The organism is Ruminococcus sp. RTP21358st1_G6_RTP21358_211008 (assembly GCF_040908885.1).
In the GTDB taxonomy this organism is placed as follows: domain Bacteria; phylum Bacillota; class Clostridia; order Lachnospirales; family Lachnospiraceae; genus Blautia_A; species Blautia_A faecis.
This window is the reverse complement of sequence record NZ_JBDGDM010000030.1, coordinates 34,071-50,491: the sequence shown is the minus strand read 5'-3', so window position 1 is coordinate 50,491 and position 16,421 is coordinate 34,071. Positions and strand designations below refer to the sequence as shown.

Sequence of the window (16,421 nt, the reverse complement as noted above, 5' to 3'; positions counted from 1 at the left end):
AGATTTAATCATATACACCCCTGCCTATATTTTAACACAATGAAAGGAACCTGCGAACAGATTCCTTTCCATTTTTTTCTTAAGTTTATGATGTTGACCATAGCAGGTGGCCGTGGGGAGCATCTGGAAGAGCTGGCAGATCAGGTTATTGATCTGATAGGGAAAGCACAGGAACCAGATGGATATCTGAATACTTATTTTTCCGTAAATGCCCCTGCGAAGAAGTGGACCAATCTGGTGGAGGGCCACGAATTGTACACAGCCGGACATATGATCGAAGCTGCTGTTGCTTATTACCAGGCTACAGGTAAGGAGAAAATCCTTAATATTGCAAAGAAAAATGCAGATCTCATATGCAGGGTGTTTGGTACAGGAAAAGGCCAGAAACGAGGTTATCCGGGACATCAGGAAATTGAACTGGCCCTGGTGAAGCTTTACCGGGAGACCGGAAAGAAGATTTATCTTCAGCAGGCCAGGTATTTTATCCAGGAGAGGGGCAGGAATCCTAATTATTTGCAGGCAGAAATTGCGGGAAGAGGACATCCGGAATTTTTTCCGGAGTTCGAGAGGTACGATCTGGAATATTCCCAGGCTCACAAGCCTCCTGTAGAGCAGGATGAGGCAGTTGGACATGCAGTAAGGGAAATGTATATGTGCTCCGCAATGGCTGATCTGGCCGGAGAAGATGCCGATTCAGGGCTTATGGAAGCTTGCAGCAGAATTTGGGAGAACATGACGACACGGCGGATGTACATTACAGGAGGAATCGGAAGCAGCGGCTTCCGCGAGCGGTTTACTACAGATTACGATCTTCCAAACAGTACCAACTATTCTGAAACCTGCGCATCTATCGGTGTGATGATGTTCGGGCAGAGAATGGCAGCCATCACAGGAGATGCTTCTTATTATGACTATGTAGAGAAAGCGTTGTATAACACTGTGATTGCAGGAATCAATATTGCAGGAGACCGGTACTTTTATGTAAACCCACTTGAGGTGGTTCCGGAATTTTGCACAGAGCACACTTACATGGAGCATGTGAAACCGGTAAGGCAGAAATGGTTTGGAGTTGCCTGTTGCCCGCCAAATGTGGGAAGAACCCTTGCTTCTTTGGGACAGTACATATACGCAGAAGATGAGGAAGGGGTTTATATTAACCAGTTTATCTCCTCTACAGCAGATACAGAAATCAAAGAGAGCCGTATGAAGATAAAAATGGATTCCACGCTTTTGCAGGATGGAAAGGTTCAGCTCCAGGTGCAGTCGTCCGGACCAGGAATCCTGAACATCCGCATTCCCTGGTACAGTGAGAAATGGGAATGTGTGCAGAATGGAATTTCCATAAAAACGCAGCCTGACAAAGGCTATCAGAGGCTTTGCATTTCACCGGGAGACACACGGATCAGTATTGATTTCCATGTGGTTCCCAGATGGATGGGAGCCAATGACCAGGTGAGGGCAGATGCAGGAAAAACAGCCCTGATGAAAGGTCCGCTGGTGTATTGCCTGGAGGAAAAAGAAAACGGCAGATTCCTTTCAGAGATTTTTGTAGAAGAGAACACTTCGATAGAAGAAAACGCTCCCGCAGAAGAACTGGTAGGAAATGTTCCAACTCTTTCCTATAAAGGAATACGTGTAAGAAACAAAGGTGCAGACGGCGAAAATCAGTTGTACGGAAGTGTAGAGCTGGAAAAAGAAGAAGTTTCTCTGCGGGCCGTTCCGTATTGTATGTGGAACAACCGGGGACAGGGGGAAATGCTTGTATGGCACAAGCTGCGGATATGACAGTATTACAGATTAACTTTAAAACAGTAAATGTTTACAGCGGCCAGGCAAAGCCGTTATAATAAGATTAAGAAAAGGAGAAGTAGTATGAAGAAAAAACAGTTATTGGGGATTTTACTTGCAGGTACAATGATGGTTGGAGCAGCAGTTCCGGTTTTTGCAGCAGATGGTGACAGAGTAAAGATCACATATGCACAGTGGGGAAATGAAACTGAGACAGCAGCTACACAGGCAGTTGCTGATAAGTTCAACAGCGAACAGGACAAGATCGAAGTAGAAGTAGTGAAGATCGATCACGATACCTACGTTACCAAGCTGAATGCCATGGCTACAGCTGGTGAGCTTCCGGATACCGGTATTATGAGTGAGGCCGGCGTGCTGAAATTTGCAGAGAACGGACTTCTTGCAGACATCAGCTCTATGTATGGTGAAGGCGATGCCAAACCTCTGGATTGTCTGACATTCCGTTACGACGGCACACCAGTTGCATATTCTGCAGCAAACGAAGTTCTGAACCTTTGGTACAACAACGATCTTCTGAAAGAGGTTTGTGAGAAGCAGGGAATCGATCCTTCAGAGGTGACTCCTCCGGCAGATGCTGAGGATGCATGGGATTGGGATACTTTTGTCCAGACAGCACAGAAGCTGACTCTGGATATCAATGGAAAGAATGCTTTGGATCCTGATTTTGATCCGGACAATGTAGATATTTACGGATGTACCATTAACACACTGCCATGGCAGCTGGAAGTATGGGCAAAATCCAATGGCGGCGGATATTACAGCGAAGATGGCTCTGAATGCACCATTGACTCTCCGGAAACGGTAGAAGCACTTCAGAGAATCGCAGATCTGTCAGACGTTTACCACTGCGCACCTCCTGTAACAAGTGCTGCTAATGCTCTGGAATCCTCCCTTGGAAGCAAAAAGGTGGTTATGGCAACAGACGGTGCATGGAACGTCGGCACCTTCCTTGGACCAAGCGCTGATTTTGATTACGGTGTAGGTGTTCTGCCTTACATGAAAGAAAAAGTTACTATCTGTACTGGTGGACCAAACGTGGTATTCTCCACAACAGAGCACCCGGAAGAAGCTATGGAATGGCTGAAATGGTATTATCAGGAAGAGAATTCCTGGTCCCTGATCGAGGCTGGAACATGGATGCCGATCCTGGATTCCTGGTACACAGATCCTGAGAAAACAGATAAATGGATCAGCAACCCGAACTATCCGGATAAAGACATGTACAAGAGCGCAGTTGTGGATTATGCTATGAACAACGCACAATCTACCTCCTGGTATTATGTAAACGGAACTGAAGAGTTCAACGCCACACTTGATTCTGTATTCTCCAGCGTATGGGCTGGTGAGGAGACCATGGAAGAAGCGATTAACGAGAACCTGGAAGAGCTTCAGGATATCTTTGCTGAGAACAATGGCTGATCGGAGCTGTTCATACAGGCTCTAGAGCTGGTTATTTTATAGCAAAATAGTGAACGAAACAGTTACTGATAATAGGTAACATGAAGCAGCAGTGAAAATCTGCTGAAAAATAGGAAAAGCAACTGGACTGACCGGTTACTGTCCAAGGATATTATTTCATATTACTGACAGATACCGGTCAGCTCCCTTTTAAGAGGTGCGGGCATGAAAGCAAATAAGAAAAACAAAATAAAAGTGACATCAAGGGCCGGTAGAAAAGAAGAAAGGACCGCTTATCTCTGTCTGATACCGGCATTCCTTGGAGTAAGTCTGATCAGTTATCTGCCGACACTGGCAGTATTTGTTTTAAGCGTATTTAAGTGGAATGGTCTTTCCTCACCGGAGTTTGTAGGTCTGGAGAACTTCCAGCGTATTTTTACAAAAGATATTTATTTCGCAGATTCTATAAAAGCGACAATTTTGTACGCTCTTCTGGCTGTGGTAGGCGCTATTATCTATTCTCTTCTGGTAGCCCTGCTTTTGAATATGAAAATATGGGGACGGACATTATTCCGTTCTGTTTTCTTCATTCCATACCTTTTGCCTGCAATCGGTGTTTACAAAGGATGGCAATGGTTATATGAAGGTAACTTCGGACTTTTTAACTTTGTCCTTCGAATGGTGGGACTGAAACCTCAGAGATTCCTGGACAGTCCGAGTCAGGTAGTACCTTCCCTGGTAGTAATTGCAATCTGGACAAGCGGCAACCTGATCGTGGTTTTCCTTGCAGGACTTCAGAATGTACCGCGGGTTTACATGGAAGCAGCGGAAATTGATGGTGCAAATGCATGGCAGCGCTTCTGGAACGTTACCATTCCAAGCATTTCCCCGATTATTTTTTACAACGTGCTGACTGCCCTGATCACACACCTGCAGGTTATCAACCCGGCGCTGGCTCTTACAGATGGCGGCCCAGGAAAAAAGTCCATGTTTATGTCCTATGTTATTTATCTTTATGCATTTAAGAAAAACAAACTGGGATATGCAGCTGCTTATTCTGTGATCTTCTTTATCCTGGTTGGAATTTTTACGGCAGTACTCTTTAAGACGCAGAAAGAACAGATTTTCGGAGAGGGGGAATGAGAAATGGCTGGAAAAATGGCAAGCAGAAAGAAAAAAGAAAAAGCCTTTAATGTTCTGGCGTTTTTCATTGTACTGATTCTGGCTGCATTGGTACTTCTTCCCATCTGGTGGATTTTCCGTTCTTCCCTGATGAGCACGGCAGCATTGAATGAATATCCGCCTTCCTTTATTCCTCATGAGTGGCTCTGGTCAAACTATTCCAAAGCGCTGGAGACTTTTGAGTACTGGACTTATTTTAAGAACACATTCACCATTATCATTCCGGCAGTTACCTTTGGTACCATCACTGCGATTTTTTGCGGATATGCCTTTGCAAGACTTCGTTTCCGCGGGAAAAAGCTGATCTTCAACATCTGTGTTGGCACGATTCTTCTTCCGGGAATGGTAACCTTGATTCCTCTGTATATTTTCTGGACAAAGGGAATGGGACTGGGTGATACATATTGGCCGTTGATCTTGCCGTTCTTAACAGGTGGTGGCTTTTTCAACATTTTCCTGATCCGGCAGTTTCTGATGACGATTCCAAAGGAACTTGATGAGGCGGCTTCCATTGACGGGGCTGGAAGAATGAGAATCCTATGGACAATTCTTGTTCCTTCAATTAAACCGGCGGTAGTTGTAGTTGGAATGATGCTGTTCATCCAGATATGGAACGACCTGCTTCAGCAGATCATTTACATTAACAGCATGAGCAAATTTACCTTTGCCATTGCGCTGACCAACTTTACCGGCTCATTCGGAACTAACTGGCCGGTGGCACTGGCAGCCACGTTTATGACAATCCTTCCTGGTATTGTGATTTATATCTTCGGGCAGAAGAGCTTTGTGGAAGGAATTGTGCTGACTGGTATGAAAAATTAAATTATAACAATATTAACATTTTCAGGCAGGGCGGTGGTCCTGCCTGTACGAAATTTAAAATGAGGATGTAAAAAGCCTCTTTTTCAAACACGCTCTAAGACAATGCTTTGTGGGGTGTATGAAGAGGCTGTAATCAGGCAGTAATTTTGAGGAAAAGCATATGAGACTGACAAAAAGATTCATGGACTGGTATCAGGGAAATAATGATAAGGAGAAAGAGACGCCAAAGGGCGGTGTGAAGAGAGTTGGTTATGTACTCTGGAATTACGCCGGCAGACTGGTTGGGGCAAATGTGCTGTTCCTTTTGTGCTGTATTCCAATCGTGACGATTCCGGCAGCTCTGTCAGCACTGAACCGTTATCTTTCGGCGATTTACCGGGTAGGATATGGTTTTTCCCTGGAGGATTACTGGAAAGAATTTAAGTCTGATATTCTGAAAAATCTTCCGGCGGGAGTGCTCACCGGCGCTCTGGGATTCTATTCCTGTTATCTGCTCAGTCTTGCTGGAAATTTTGGCAAGGGAACTACCCATGATGTGCTGATTGGGTGTGGGATTGGTGTAATGATCTTTGCCATACTTATTGGTGGATATTATTTTGTAATGTCCGCTATGTTAGACCTTGGCGTGGGGGTATTGCTGAAAAATACATTTCTCATTATGGTATTGGAATGGAAGCTGAGTATGGTGATCGTAATCACTGTGGTAATTGCCGGCGGAATTTTGCTGGCACTGGCACCATATTCTCTGTTTCTGCTGCTTACGATCGGCGTTTCTTTTCCGCAGATGGTGATATATGCCTGTGTGGACAGGGCCGTGGAGCGAAGGGTGCTGCAGCCCTTTGAAAAATTACAAAGTAGAAGAGCAGGGGAGTAGAGATGGCGATTGTGGCTGTGAATAAAATATGATAAGATTGTGATAGAAAGAATTAATAAAAAAACCGGAGGGAGAAGTTCCATGCCGACCATAAAAGAAATTGCAAAAGCCTGTAACGTATCAGTTGCGACTGTTTCCAATATTATAAATCATAAAGGCAGCGTTGGTGATGCCACCAGGGAGCGTGTAGAGAAGGTGATTCGCGAGATGAATTATACGCCTAATTATGTTGCCAAAAATCTGAAAACCAAAAACACCAGAAGTATCGGTGTTATTGCAGAAGATATGACAGTTTTTGCTCTTCCTGATATTATCGACGGCATTACGGAATACTGTGAGGAAGCTGATTACCAGATTCTTCTTGTAAATCTCCGTCTTTATAAGAAATTCCAGGATAATTATTACCGTGATAACCGTCACAAAGAAATTGTACGTCAGGAGTTCCAGAAGCTTCTGGCAAAGCAGGTCGAAGGAATTATTTATGTGGCTGCCCATGAGCGCCTGATCGATATTATCCCAGAGGATCTGCCCATTCCAACGGTAGTTGCTTATGGCTTTACTGGCAGTGGGAAAATCCCATCTGTAGTGGTGAAGGATATCAAAGGTGCCCATGATCTGGTCAGTTATATTGTTTCCAGAGGACACAGGAAAATTGGTGTTATCGCAGGTAAGAAGGAGAGTATTCATACCCAGTCCCGTCTGGAGGGCTACCAGAAGGCTTTGTTCGAAGGAGGGATTCTCTATGATCCGGATATGGTCACTTATGGTGACTGGGATCGGCAGAGTGGTTATGAGAACACAGATATCCTTTTGGAAAAGGGTGCAACAGCTATTTTCTGTATGAATGATTTCATGGCTGGTGGAACCTATGACCGTTTGGAAGAGCTTGGGCTTCATGCTGGGAAAGATGTGGCTGTGGCTGGCTATGATAACCGTGAAATGGCATGCTATGAAAAGCCGCCGCTTACTACCATGGCTCTTCCTCTTCATGATATTGGCTATAAAGCCTGTCAGATCATTATTGGGATTCTGACAAAAGAAGAAGTGGAGTTGGATAATGGAAATTGCTTTGTGGAGTGTATTCCTTGTATTCGGGAGTCGGTGAATGCGGTGGAGGCATAGAGAACGGTATTTGCTATTTAATGTGCTGAAAAGTTCTTCAGGAGGGACGCATTGTCCAAATGCGTCCGGAATAACGACCAGCACATTAAATAGCAACTTTTTTAAGAAATCGCAGCTTCAGCGAATGCAGTTGTAACCAGGTTTTCACAATCTGCCCTGTCAGATAATTCTCCTGCACTCTCCAGAATATCCTGCAAAAGTTCAAAACTATCTTTTTCGAATATCAGATTCTCTTTCCAGGTATCCTGCTCATAATAACGCTTGACAATTGTGGTAAGAGTATCCATATCTGTTTCCGGGAATTGAGGGGAAATCACTTGCGCAATTTCCTCAGGGGAATGGCTTTGTACATAGTCCATACCTTTTTGAAGGGCGTTTGTGAAGCTCTGGATAATCTGTGGGTTTTCGTTTAGAAAGCTGGTCTTTGCACTGTAAGAGGTATAGGGGACATAACCGGAATCCACGCCCAGAGAAGCCACTACATAACCTTTTCCTTCTCTTTCAAGGGCAGTTGCGGAAGGCTCAAATTCAACAGTAAAATCAGCCGACATGTCACCAGTAAATGCAGCAGCAGTGGAACCAAAATCAATACTCTGGTCAATTTCCAGATCTGTCATCGGATCAATATTATGATTCTTTAAAATGTACTCAAATACCATTTCTGGCATACCACCCTTACGACCACCAAGAACTCTCTTATCTCTCAGCTCATCCCATGTGAAATCCGGCATTTCTTCTCTTGCCACAAGGAAGTTTCCAGCCCTCTGGGTGAGCTGTGCGAAATTCACAACCGGATCAGTGGCACCTTCCTGATAAGCATAGATAGATGCCTCGGCACCCATAAATCCAATATCAGCTTCCCCGGAAATAACAGCAGTCATAGTCTTATCCGCACCAAATCCTGTGACAAGTGTCAGATCCAGCCCTTCCTCTGCGAAATACCCTTCTTCAATTGCCACATACTGCGGTGCATAGAAAATCGAATGTGCTACTTCGTTTAAGGTAACCTTTGTAAGCTCCTCTTTTGATTCTCCATTCTTTGCAGCAAAGACTGTGGCTGGCAGTGCAGTTACTGTAAGAATCACAGCTGCTGCCAGTGAAATCCATTTTTTATTTCTCATACAGTGACTCCTTTTTTGACTTCTGCTGTTAGGATATGCAAAATATGGGAAAGATGTTCGTAATAAGCATATTGCAAAGCTAAAAAAGAGGGTCGAGAAAAGTTATTTATCTGCCTCTTCTGATAAAATTTGTAACTGGATTTTTAACTTTCCTAACAGTTAAAAAATATGAAACGTACTTAACAACAATTCAATTGTGCTCATCTGTCAATTCTGCTATGCTTTAATCACAAAAGCTTTTGGAATTTTAACCGAATAAGCTGCGAAGCAGCATTCGGTTATGAGCAAGTAGCGAAGCGGACCTGGAATATCCGCTTGACTCAGGAGAAAAATATGATGAATATTGGAAATGTGATTAAAAAATATAGAAAAGAATTAGGTTACACGCAGGAAGAAATGGCAAACCGTCTGGGAGTAACCACTCCGGCGGTGAATAAGTGGGAAAACGGGAACTCCAATCCTGATATTGAATTGTTAGCGCCTATTGCAAGACTACTGCATATTTCCCTTGATACCCTTTTGTCTTTTCGCGAAAATCTGACTGACATTGAAATCGAAGAGCTGATCCACAAAATGGACAAAATGTTTTCTGAGGAAGGCTTTGAGAAGACCTATCAGTGGGCTGTAAATACTATAAAAGAATATCCAAACTGCAATCTGCTGATCTGGCAGCTGGCAGTAATGCTTGATTCGCGGCGGATCATTGGCATGTGCGAGAATCCTGACAGGTACGATGAGCAGATCAATTCCTGGTACGAAATGGCGCTCGGTGATAAAGAGGAAAGAATTCAGCACCATGCAGCTGATTCCCTGTTCGGCTTCTATTTGCGGAAAAAGAATTATGAAATGGCAGAAAAATATTTAAACTATTTTTCCAATTATGATCCCATGAAAAAGGTGAAGCAGGGACAGTTATATATGGAGCAGGGGAAAACAGAAGAGGCATTTGAAATGCTGGAAAAGGCTGTTTTTTCAGAGTATACCACTTTAAATATGGCTTTTGGAATCATGATTACTAAGGCTCTTGAGGAAAAAGACCATGGATACGCAAGGTTTCTGGCAGAGAAAATGAGTACATTAGCTTCAGGCTTTGATATGGGAAAATACAATGAATGTGCAGCAATGTTGAATGTTGTGACCGCCGAGAACAATGTGGAGGGCACTTTCCAGGTTGCAAAGCAATTGCTGAACAATGTGGACACCATAGGTGATTTTCAAAAATCCCAATTATACAAGCATATGAAATTCCGGGAAGTCGAAAATCCATATACGGAAGAAATGAAAAAAGAATTGCTGGAAGGCTTCAGAAACGCGGAAGAGTTTGCTTATATGAAAGAATATGAACCCTGGGAAAAATTGTTATCAGGGAATTAAAATTGTCACTTTCCTCAAAATGGTTGTATATAAATAAAGAACGATGTATAGTATATGCAAGGTTTTTTCTTTTATTCCAAATCAGGAACATGCTTATGTGGCAAACAGAGTATAGAAAGACATACGAGGAGTGACAGCAATGGAAACAATCACAAGAGACGAGGCTTTTGCATTATTAAAAAAATACAACAAGGATCCATTTCATATCCAGCATGCACTGACTGTGGAAGCGGTCATGAAATGGTATGCAAACGAACTGGGATATGGAGAGGATGCTGAATACTGGGGAATCGTAGGGCTTCTTCACGACATTGATTTCGAGCTTTATCCGGAAGAGCATTGCCTGAAAGCACCGGAAATGCTTCGCGAGGCAGGGGTAGGCGAGGATGTGATACATAGTGTGGTATCTCACGGATATGGAATAACTGTAGGCTGCGGTGTAACAATCGATGTAGCACCGGAACAGGAGATGGAAAAAGTGCTCTTTGCAGCAGACGAACTTACCGGATTGATCTGGGCAGCAGCATTAATGCGTCCGTCCAAGAGCACTAAGGATATGGAACTGAAATCCCTGAAGAAAAAGTACAAAAGCAAAGGTTTCGCAGCAGGCTGCTCCCGGGAAGTAATTGAGCGCGGTGCGCAGCAGCTTGGATGGGAACTGGAAAAACTGCTGACCATGACACTGCAGGCGATGGCAGCCAGTGAAGATACGATTAATGCGGAACTGGAAAATGCCTGAATACTTTTTGTAACCGAATGAATTGCTTTGCAGTATATCAGTCAACTATGGTATACTGCATCATTTCATAATGTAATCTGCATCCTTCAGTAATATCAAATGGAAGAAGTGCTCTTGCTACCAGCTTCAGTTCTTCTTCGGGAAGATCTGTCCTGCGCAGATGAGCGTAGTCGCCATCAATAGATTCTACAATATAATCACAAATTAACATAGGAATATTTCCTCCGGTTTGTATTATTTATATGCTTATAGAATACCACAGAGAAAAACGTTTTTCAAACACCAATTCAGGTGCTATAATAGAATTCATAGATGAAAAAATTATCAGTGAATAACATCAGAAAATGAGGTATCAAAAATGTCAGCATTAACAATCAGTCCGGAAGATGAAAAAAGAGTAAAAGGAATGGGCTTTTTGAATAACAGAGGAACCGATCTGTTTTCAGCAAGAGTTCTTACAACAAATGGAAAAGTAACTGCAGCACAGCATCGCTGTATGGCAGATGCAGCAGAAAAATTTGGCAGTGGTGAGATTCTGTATACCACCAGACTCTCTGTGGAAATTCCGGGAATTCCTTATGACAAGATTGAAGAATTTCAGAAATTTATAGCGAAAGAAGGCCTGGTAACAGGCGGAACAGGGGCAAAGGTACGTCCTGTAGTGTCCTGCAAAGGAACCACCTGTCAGTATGGACTTCTGGATTCCTACGCAATCTCTGCAGAAATCTACAAACGCTTTTATGAAGGCTACGGAGATGTGGCGCTGCCACATAAATTTAAGATTGCAGTAGGCGGATGTCCAAACAACTGTGTAAAGCCAAATTTGAATGATGTAGGCATTATCGGTCAGAGAATTCCGGAAGTGAACACAGACGTCTGTAAAGGCTGCAAAAAATGCGCCATCGAAGCGGCTTGTCCCAATAAAGTGGCAAAGGTCGTAGACGGGAAAATTCAGATTGATAAAGAAGCCTGCAAGCACTGCGGCCGCTGTGTTGGAAAATGTCCGTTCCACACCATTGAGGATGGCGCTTACGGCTATAAGATATACATAGGTGGCCGTTGGGGCAAGAAAGTGTCAATGGGAAAAGAGCTTGGAAAAATATTCACATCCAAAGAAGAAGCACTGGATGTAATTGAAAAGGCAATTCTTTTCTTCCGTGACAATGGAATAAAGGGAGAACGTTTTGCGGAGACTATTGAGAGAATCGGCTTTGAAAATGTGGAGAAGCAGCTGTTAGAGCAGCTGTGAAAAGACGTTACCCGGGAGAGTCATTACAATTTGTGGAAATGCTCTGCAAAGATAAAATAGAATTTGGAGGAAATAAACACCTATGAATACAAGAGAACAAATCCATGCATTATCTGAGAAAATGCTTGAAAATCTTGGAAAGCTGGTTGCTATTGATTCCCAGCTTGGCACCCCGTCAGAGGGAAAACCCTTCGGAGAAGGACCGGCAGAGGCACTTGAAATCGGGCTTGAAATTGCCAGAGAGCTTGGCTTTAAAACCGTAAATCTTGATAATTACTGTGGTTACGCCGAAATGGGAGAAGGCGAGGAAATTGTAGGTATTGCAGGTCATCTTGATATTGTACCTGTAGGTGGGGACTGGACCTACGATCCATTTAAGCTGACACGAGATGGCGACCATGTATACGGACGTGGAACTACAGATGACAAAGGACCTGTAATTGAAGCTCTCTATGCTATGAAGCTTCTGAAGGATTCCGGTGTGAAACTGAACAAAAGAGTCCGTCTGATCATGGGATGCAATGAGGAAACCGGTTCCAAATGTATGGCACATTATAATGAGGTAGAGGAAGAGTTATCCTGCGGCTTTACACCTGATGCAAATTTCCCATGTATTCATGGTGAAAAAGGCTATATGTCCATGATGGCATATTCCAAAAATACCAGAATTATCTCCATGAATGGTGGTTTTGTTTCTAACGCAGTATGTGATAACTGTACTACTGTGATTCCGGCAGGGGCTGGTCTTAAGGAGAAGCTGGAGCAGGTGCTTTCCGAAACAAAACTTCAGGAATATAGAGTTACAGAAGCCGAAAATCAGATCACCATTTATGCAAAAGGCGTACCGGCTCATGCCAGCACTCCAACCCTTGGCATCAACGCCGCAGGTGTTACCATGGAATGTCTTGCAAAGGCAGGCTTCGAAGATGATTTTGTTAAATTTTATAATCAGCACATTGGAACAGCCTGTGATGGCTCTGGTGTTGGTCTTAAAATTTCCGATGAGTTTGGTGAGCTGACCTTCTGCAATGGAATCGTAAAAACAGAGAATGGTGTGATTTCCTGCACCATCGACATCCGTGTACCTGTAACCTTCAAAAAGGATGATATTCTGAATCGTATAGAGGGTAATCTGGAAGATGAAAATGGCCGTATTGAGGTGGGGGAAATCGGTAATCCGTTGTTCTTCCCAAGAGAATCTCCGCTGGTAAATGCCCTGTACAAGGCTTATGTGGATGTGACTGGCGACACGGAGAACAAACCAATGGTAATTGGCGGTGGTACCTATGCCAAATCTCTGAAAAATATTATTGCATTTGGTCCGGAAAAGCTGGGTGTGGATTATCGTATTCACGGTGCAGATGAGTTCATTCTTGTTTCCGAGATGGAAGAGGCTGTGGAAGTGTATATGGAAGCAATTAAGAATTTGTTAGCAATTTAACCAAACCCAACAAGTTTAAATATAAAAATAAAAGAAGAAGTCCTCGAATGTTTCTGGCATCCGAGGGCTTTTTTACGTGATCAGGAAATTACTTTGTAATACTTCTTAAAAAAATGTCAATATCTGTATCAGAAATGACAATACCCGAATCGTTTTTTTATTGAAGAATGGCTATACGGCTGTCTGTATTGCCAGTCCACTGGCTTAGTTCGGTGCGTGTGCATTTCTGATCCCTTGCTATTACAGGATGATGAAAGACAGCGCACAGACTGCTTAAATTGTGGACTCCATATTGACTTGAAAAAACAGATATTTCTCGGTATTATTATTGGGAATATCTGTTTTTTTGTAAGAAAAATCGAAGAAAGATAATTTTTATACGGTTATGTCATTCGATGATAGCTGTTTAGAGGAAAAGGGAGAAATTTAAAATGAATGAAATTATAAAAAGTTTATATAATAGAAAATCCATGCGCGTATACGAAGAAAAGTCCATTCCGCAGGAGATGAAGAAGGTCATCCTTGAAGCCGCAGCCCAGGCGCCTACAGCAGGTTGTCAGCAACTTTATACTATTTTGGACATTACAGATGAAGAATTGAAAAAGGCTTTATCTGAGACCTGCGACTACCAGCCATTTATTGCGAAAGCACCTATGGTACTGGTATTCTGTGCTGACTGCAAGAAGTGGTATGATGCATATCTGGAAGCTGGCTGTGAGCCAAGAAAACCAGGTATAGGAGACCTTATGCTTGCGGTGACAGACACGGCAATTGCCGCACAAAATGCAGTTGTGGCAGCGGAGAGCTTTGGTATCGGTTCCTGCTACATTGGTGATATTATGGAAAATTATGAGAAACAAAGAAGACTTCTGAACCTGCCTAATTATGTTTTTCCAGCTGTTATGCTGGTATTTGGTTGGCCCACCCAGCAGCAAAAGAATCGCTCTAAACCCCAGAGATGTGCACAGGAACATATTGTCCATGAGAATACCTACCGCAGTATGGACGACACTGAACTTCGCGAAATGTTGAGTCACCAATACAAAAATTCCACCTTCGAAGACTGGTGCAAAGCCTTCTGCAAAAGAAAATATAATTCCGATTTTTCAAAAGAAATGACACGGTCGGTGGGGGAATATCTGAAGCAGTTTGAGTGAATATTGCAGTTTTTAGAATTACTTATATCAGGGAAAAGGAGAACAATAGGATGTTCAGAATTGGAATAGCAGAGGATGATCCCTCATTCCAGAAGACAATTTCCGAATATATTGAGCGTTACAAAAAAGAAACAAATATAGATATCCAGGCGTCTTTTTTTCAAGATGGAAATGAATTGGTATTTAAATACGAACCCATATATGATGTTCTTTTACTGGACATTGAAATGCCAAAAATGAATGGTATGGATGCTGCCAGAGAAATCCGAAAAAGGGATCAAAGAGTGCTGATTATATTTATAACCAACATGGCGCAATATGCAATCAATGGTTACGAAGTGGGTGCCTTGGACTTTGTCCTGAAGCCTATAAAATATTTTTCTTTTTCTATGAAACTGGAAAAAGCCCTGAAGTCTGTGAAAGGCCAGGAGTCTGTTAATATTCTGTTGGAATACAAAGACGGGATGAAAAAAGTGTCCTCCGATGAGATTGTTTATGCGGAGATTCGTGATCACTGGCTGCATATTTTTACGGTAGATGAAGAATATCAGCTTCTTTCTACCATGAAAGAATTTGCGGCAAAATTGGCAGACTATCATTTTATTTGCTGTAGCAGTTCCTTTTGCATTAACATGAAATACGTCACAGATTTTCAAAAGGATATTATAACCTTGAATGATAAAACAGAATTAAAAGTCAGCCGATCGAAGAAAAAAGAGGTAAAAAAGGCATTACTTGATTATTACAAAGGAGGGCTGCGCTGATGGTATCAGAAATTTTATCCCAAATTCCCATATACATAGGACATGCATTTTTTTCAATCAACGTGTTCCCAATCATACTGTTATTTTCAATTGGCATTCAGAAAAGAAAACACTTTGCATGGCGAATTGTCCTTGGCTTTCTGATATCCGTATGTTGTTCTGCGCCCTTTTCTCATGGGCTTTTTACATACATCATGCAGTTTACCTTGTTTGTATTCAGCAGTTATTTTGCATACGAAATTTCCTGGAAAGAGGCTTTGTATAGCGTTACATGTGCCTATGCAGTACAGCATATCAGCTATTGTGTATATCTGATTTTGTTTCGACCAGTTCATGGAATACCGGTTTATGCACCGGCATATATTGTGTGTGCAGTGTGCATTGCACTTTTGCTGTACTGGTTTATCGGAAGAAAATTACCTGAAAATGGACATTATGATGTGGATATTCGTTTCTCTATGATGTCGTTTTTCCTTATTATCATGCTCGCTCTGGGGCTTAGTATTGCAGCAGATACCATGTTTAATGCAGAAGAAAATAATCTCTATTACCTATGTAAAGCATACGATCTGATTTGTTGTCTGTTTGTATTATGGGAACAGATGGATTACAAAAATAAATTGAATAAACAGAGAGAGCAGGATCTGGAAAAACAGGTTCGGCTGAAACAAAAGGAATTGTTCCGGCTGAGACAGGATGATGTGGAGCGGATCAATCTGATCTGCCATGATCTAAAAAAACAGCTGGAGCCACTGAAGCTTTTCTCAGATGAAGAACAGCAAAAAGCATACTATGAACAGGTGTGTAAAACTATCCAGTCTTATGATTCCCAAGTGGAAACCGGAAGTAAAGTTCTGGATACTTTGCTGTCCCAGAAAAGACTGGTATGCATGAAAAATAACATAGAATTAACCTGTGTGGCAGACGGGAAGAAAATGGATTTTATATCTGCTGTGGATTTATATACTATTCTTGGAAATGTAATTGACAACGCAATTGAGAGTGTACTTATGGTTTCTGACGAAGAGAAAAAAGTGATTTCCACATCTATTTGGACCAAGGGAAATCTGCTCCTTATTCAGATACAGAATTATATGGAAAACGAGAAAATAAACTTTTCAGAAGGGCTTCCTGTGACTACAAAAAATGCACATGATGGTCACGGATATGGGTTGAAAAGTGTGCGAAAATGTGTGGAAAAATATAATGGAAGTATGGATATTACAGCGGAAAATCACATGTTCAGCCTGACGATTATTATACCTGTCGCAAAATAAAGTGCAAATTACGAAATCTGGAATGCCTGTTACGAAATCTTAAAATATCCTTTTTGAGTATGTGTTAAGCTCCTGACCATGATGAACGCGCG

The 16,421-nt window shown here is 42.4% G+C and carries 15 protein-coding genes; 13 read left to right on the top strand and 2 right to left on the bottom strand.

Going from position 1 to position 16,421, the window contains the following annotated elements:
• From AB5Z12_RS12805 to AB5Z12_RS12780, 6 genes are all read left to right on the top strand, one after another.
• Positions 1-1,785, top strand: a 1,785-nt coding sequence (locus AB5Z12_RS12805) for a glycoside hydrolase family 127 protein (RefSeq protein ID WP_368368672.1), incomplete at its 5' end; no start/stop codon positions are given.
• Between the two features lie 87 nt (positions 1,786-1,872).
• Positions 1,873-3,228 carry a sugar ABC transporter substrate-binding protein gene (locus AB5Z12_RS12800; protein ID WP_173717466.1) on the top strand — a complete coding sequence of 452 codons (1,356 nt, stop codon included), beginning with the start codon at positions 1,873-1,875 and terminating at the stop codon, positions 3,226-3,228.
• 204 nt (positions 3,229-3,432) lie between these two features.
• On the top strand, positions 3,433-4,350 hold the full coding sequence (locus tag AB5Z12_RS12795) for a carbohydrate ABC transporter permease (protein ID WP_118582639.1): 918 nt from the start codon (positions 3,433-3,435) through the stop codon (positions 4,348-4,350).
• A gap of 3 nt (positions 4,351-4,353) precedes the next feature.
• A complete protein-coding gene (locus AB5Z12_RS12790) occupies positions 4,354-5,211 on the top strand; it encodes a carbohydrate ABC transporter permease (protein ID WP_226815327.1) in 858 nt (285 codons plus the stop codon).
• Positions 5,212-5,371: 160 nt separating this feature from the next.
• Positions 5,372-6,085: a hypothetical protein gene (locus tag AB5Z12_RS12785; RefSeq protein WP_118582642.1), complete on the top strand. Its 714-nt coding sequence runs from the start codon at positions 5,372-5,374 to the stop codon at positions 6,083-6,085.
• Positions 6,086-6,166: 81 nt separating this feature from the next.
• Positions 6,167-7,207, top strand: coding sequence for a LacI family DNA-binding transcriptional regulator (locus tag AB5Z12_RS12780; RefSeq protein ID WP_118582645.1), 1,041 nt, complete (start codon positions 6,167-6,169; stop codon positions 7,205-7,207).
• A gap of 101 nt (positions 7,208-7,308) precedes the next feature.
• Here AB5Z12_RS12780 and AB5Z12_RS12775 read toward each other — a convergent pair whose 3' ends face one another.
• A complete protein-coding gene (locus AB5Z12_RS12775) occupies positions 7,309-8,328 on the bottom strand; it encodes an ABC transporter substrate-binding protein (RefSeq protein WP_195379877.1) in 1,020 nt (339 codons plus the stop codon).
• A 333-nt stretch (positions 8,329-8,661) separates the two neighbouring features.
• Here AB5Z12_RS12775 and AB5Z12_RS12770 point away from each other — a divergent pair, with 333 nt between their 5' ends.
• Entirely contained in the window at positions 8,662-9,702 is a 1,041-nt protein-coding gene (locus AB5Z12_RS12770) for a helix-turn-helix domain-containing protein (RefSeq protein ID WP_243243797.1), read from the top strand.
• A gap of 139 nt (positions 9,703-9,841) precedes the next feature.
• A complete protein-coding gene (locus AB5Z12_RS12765) occupies positions 9,842-10,441 on the top strand; it encodes an HDIG domain-containing metalloprotein (protein ID WP_195379876.1) in 600 nt (199 codons plus the stop codon).
• A gap of 37 nt (positions 10,442-10,478) precedes the next feature.
• Here AB5Z12_RS12765 and AB5Z12_RS12760 read toward each other — a convergent pair whose 3' ends face one another.
• Positions 10,479-10,652, bottom strand: coding sequence for a chorismate--pyruvate lyase (locus AB5Z12_RS12760; RefSeq protein WP_118582657.1), 174 nt, complete (start codon positions 10,650-10,652; stop codon positions 10,479-10,481).
• 147 nt (positions 10,653-10,799) lie between these two features.
• Here AB5Z12_RS12760 and AB5Z12_RS12755 point away from each other — a divergent pair, with 147 nt between their 5' ends.
• The 5 genes from AB5Z12_RS12755 to AB5Z12_RS12735 all read left to right on the top strand — a co-directional run bounded on the left by AB5Z12_RS12755 (position 10,800) and on the right by AB5Z12_RS12735 (position 16,329).
• Positions 10,800-11,690: a 4Fe-4S dicluster domain-containing protein gene (locus AB5Z12_RS12755; RefSeq protein WP_195379875.1), complete on the top strand. Its 891-nt coding sequence runs from the start codon at positions 10,800-10,802 to the stop codon at positions 11,688-11,690.
• A gap of 82 nt (positions 11,691-11,772) precedes the next feature.
• Positions 11,773-13,131 (top strand): M20 family metallopeptidase, encoded by a 1,359-nt coding sequence (locus AB5Z12_RS12750; RefSeq protein ID WP_215660837.1) that lies wholly within the window; start codon positions 11,773-11,775, stop codon positions 13,129-13,131.
• Positions 13,132-13,562: 431 nt separating this feature from the next.
• Entirely contained in the window at positions 13,563-14,288 is a 726-nt protein-coding gene (locus AB5Z12_RS12745; protein WP_195409777.1) for a nitroreductase family protein, read from the top strand.
• A gap of 50 nt (positions 14,289-14,338) precedes the next feature.
• On the top strand, positions 14,339-15,052 hold the full coding sequence (locus AB5Z12_RS12740; RefSeq protein ID WP_173773115.1) for a LytTR family DNA-binding domain-containing protein: 714 nt from the start codon (positions 14,339-14,341) through the stop codon (positions 15,050-15,052).
• 257 nt (positions 15,053-15,309) lie between these two features.
• Positions 15,310-16,329, top strand: coding sequence for an ATP-binding protein (locus AB5Z12_RS12735; protein ID WP_173773116.1), 1,020 nt, complete (start codon positions 15,310-15,312; stop codon positions 16,327-16,329).
• The last annotated feature ends 92 nt before the right edge of the window (positions 16,330-16,421 follow it).

Bases quoted from the DNA above. Each gene is read 5' to 3' on its own strand.
- AB5Z12_RS12765 (WP_195379876.1), top strand. From the start codon at position 9,842: ATGGAAACAATCACAAGAGACGAGGCTTTTGCATTATTAAAAAAATAC.
- AB5Z12_RS12775 (WP_195379877.1), bottom strand. From the start codon at position 8,328: ATGAGAAATAAAAAATGGATTTCACTGGCAGCAGCTGTGATTCTTACA.
- AB5Z12_RS12740 (WP_173773115.1), top strand. From the start codon at position 14,339: ATGTTCAGAATTGGAATAGCAGAGGATGATCCCTCATTCCAGAAGACA.
- AB5Z12_RS12770 (WP_243243797.1), top strand. From the start codon at position 8,662: ATGATGAATATTGGAAATGTGATTAAAAAATATAGAAAAGAATTAGGT.
- AB5Z12_RS12795 (WP_118582639.1), top strand. From the start codon at position 3,433: ATGAAAGCAAATAAGAAAAACAAAATAAAAGTGACATCAAGGGCCGGT.
- AB5Z12_RS12750 (WP_215660837.1), top strand. From the start codon at position 11,773: ATGAATACAAGAGAACAAATCCATGCATTATCTGAGAAAATGCTTGAA.
- AB5Z12_RS12745 (WP_195409777.1), top strand. From the start codon at position 13,563: ATGAATGAAATTATAAAAAGTTTATATAATAGAAAATCCATGCGCGTA.
- AB5Z12_RS12780 (WP_118582645.1), top strand. From the start codon at position 6,167: ATGCCGACCATAAAAGAAATTGCAAAAGCCTGTAACGTATCAGTTGCG.
- AB5Z12_RS12785 (WP_118582642.1), top strand. From the start codon at position 5,372: ATGAGACTGACAAAAAGATTCATGGACTGGTATCAGGGAAATAATGAT.
- AB5Z12_RS12760 (WP_118582657.1), bottom strand. From the start codon at position 10,652: ATGTTAATTTGTGATTATATTGTAGAATCTATTGATGGCGACTACGCT.
- AB5Z12_RS12755 (WP_195379875.1), top strand. From the start codon at position 10,800: ATGTCAGCATTAACAATCAGTCCGGAAGATGAAAAAAGAGTAAAAGGA.
- AB5Z12_RS12790 (WP_226815327.1), top strand. From the start codon at position 4,354: ATGGCTGGAAAAATGGCAAGCAGAAAGAAAAAAGAAAAAGCCTTTAAT.
- AB5Z12_RS12800 (WP_173717466.1), top strand. From the start codon at position 1,873: ATGAAGAAAAAACAGTTATTGGGGATTTTACTTGCAGGTACAATGATG.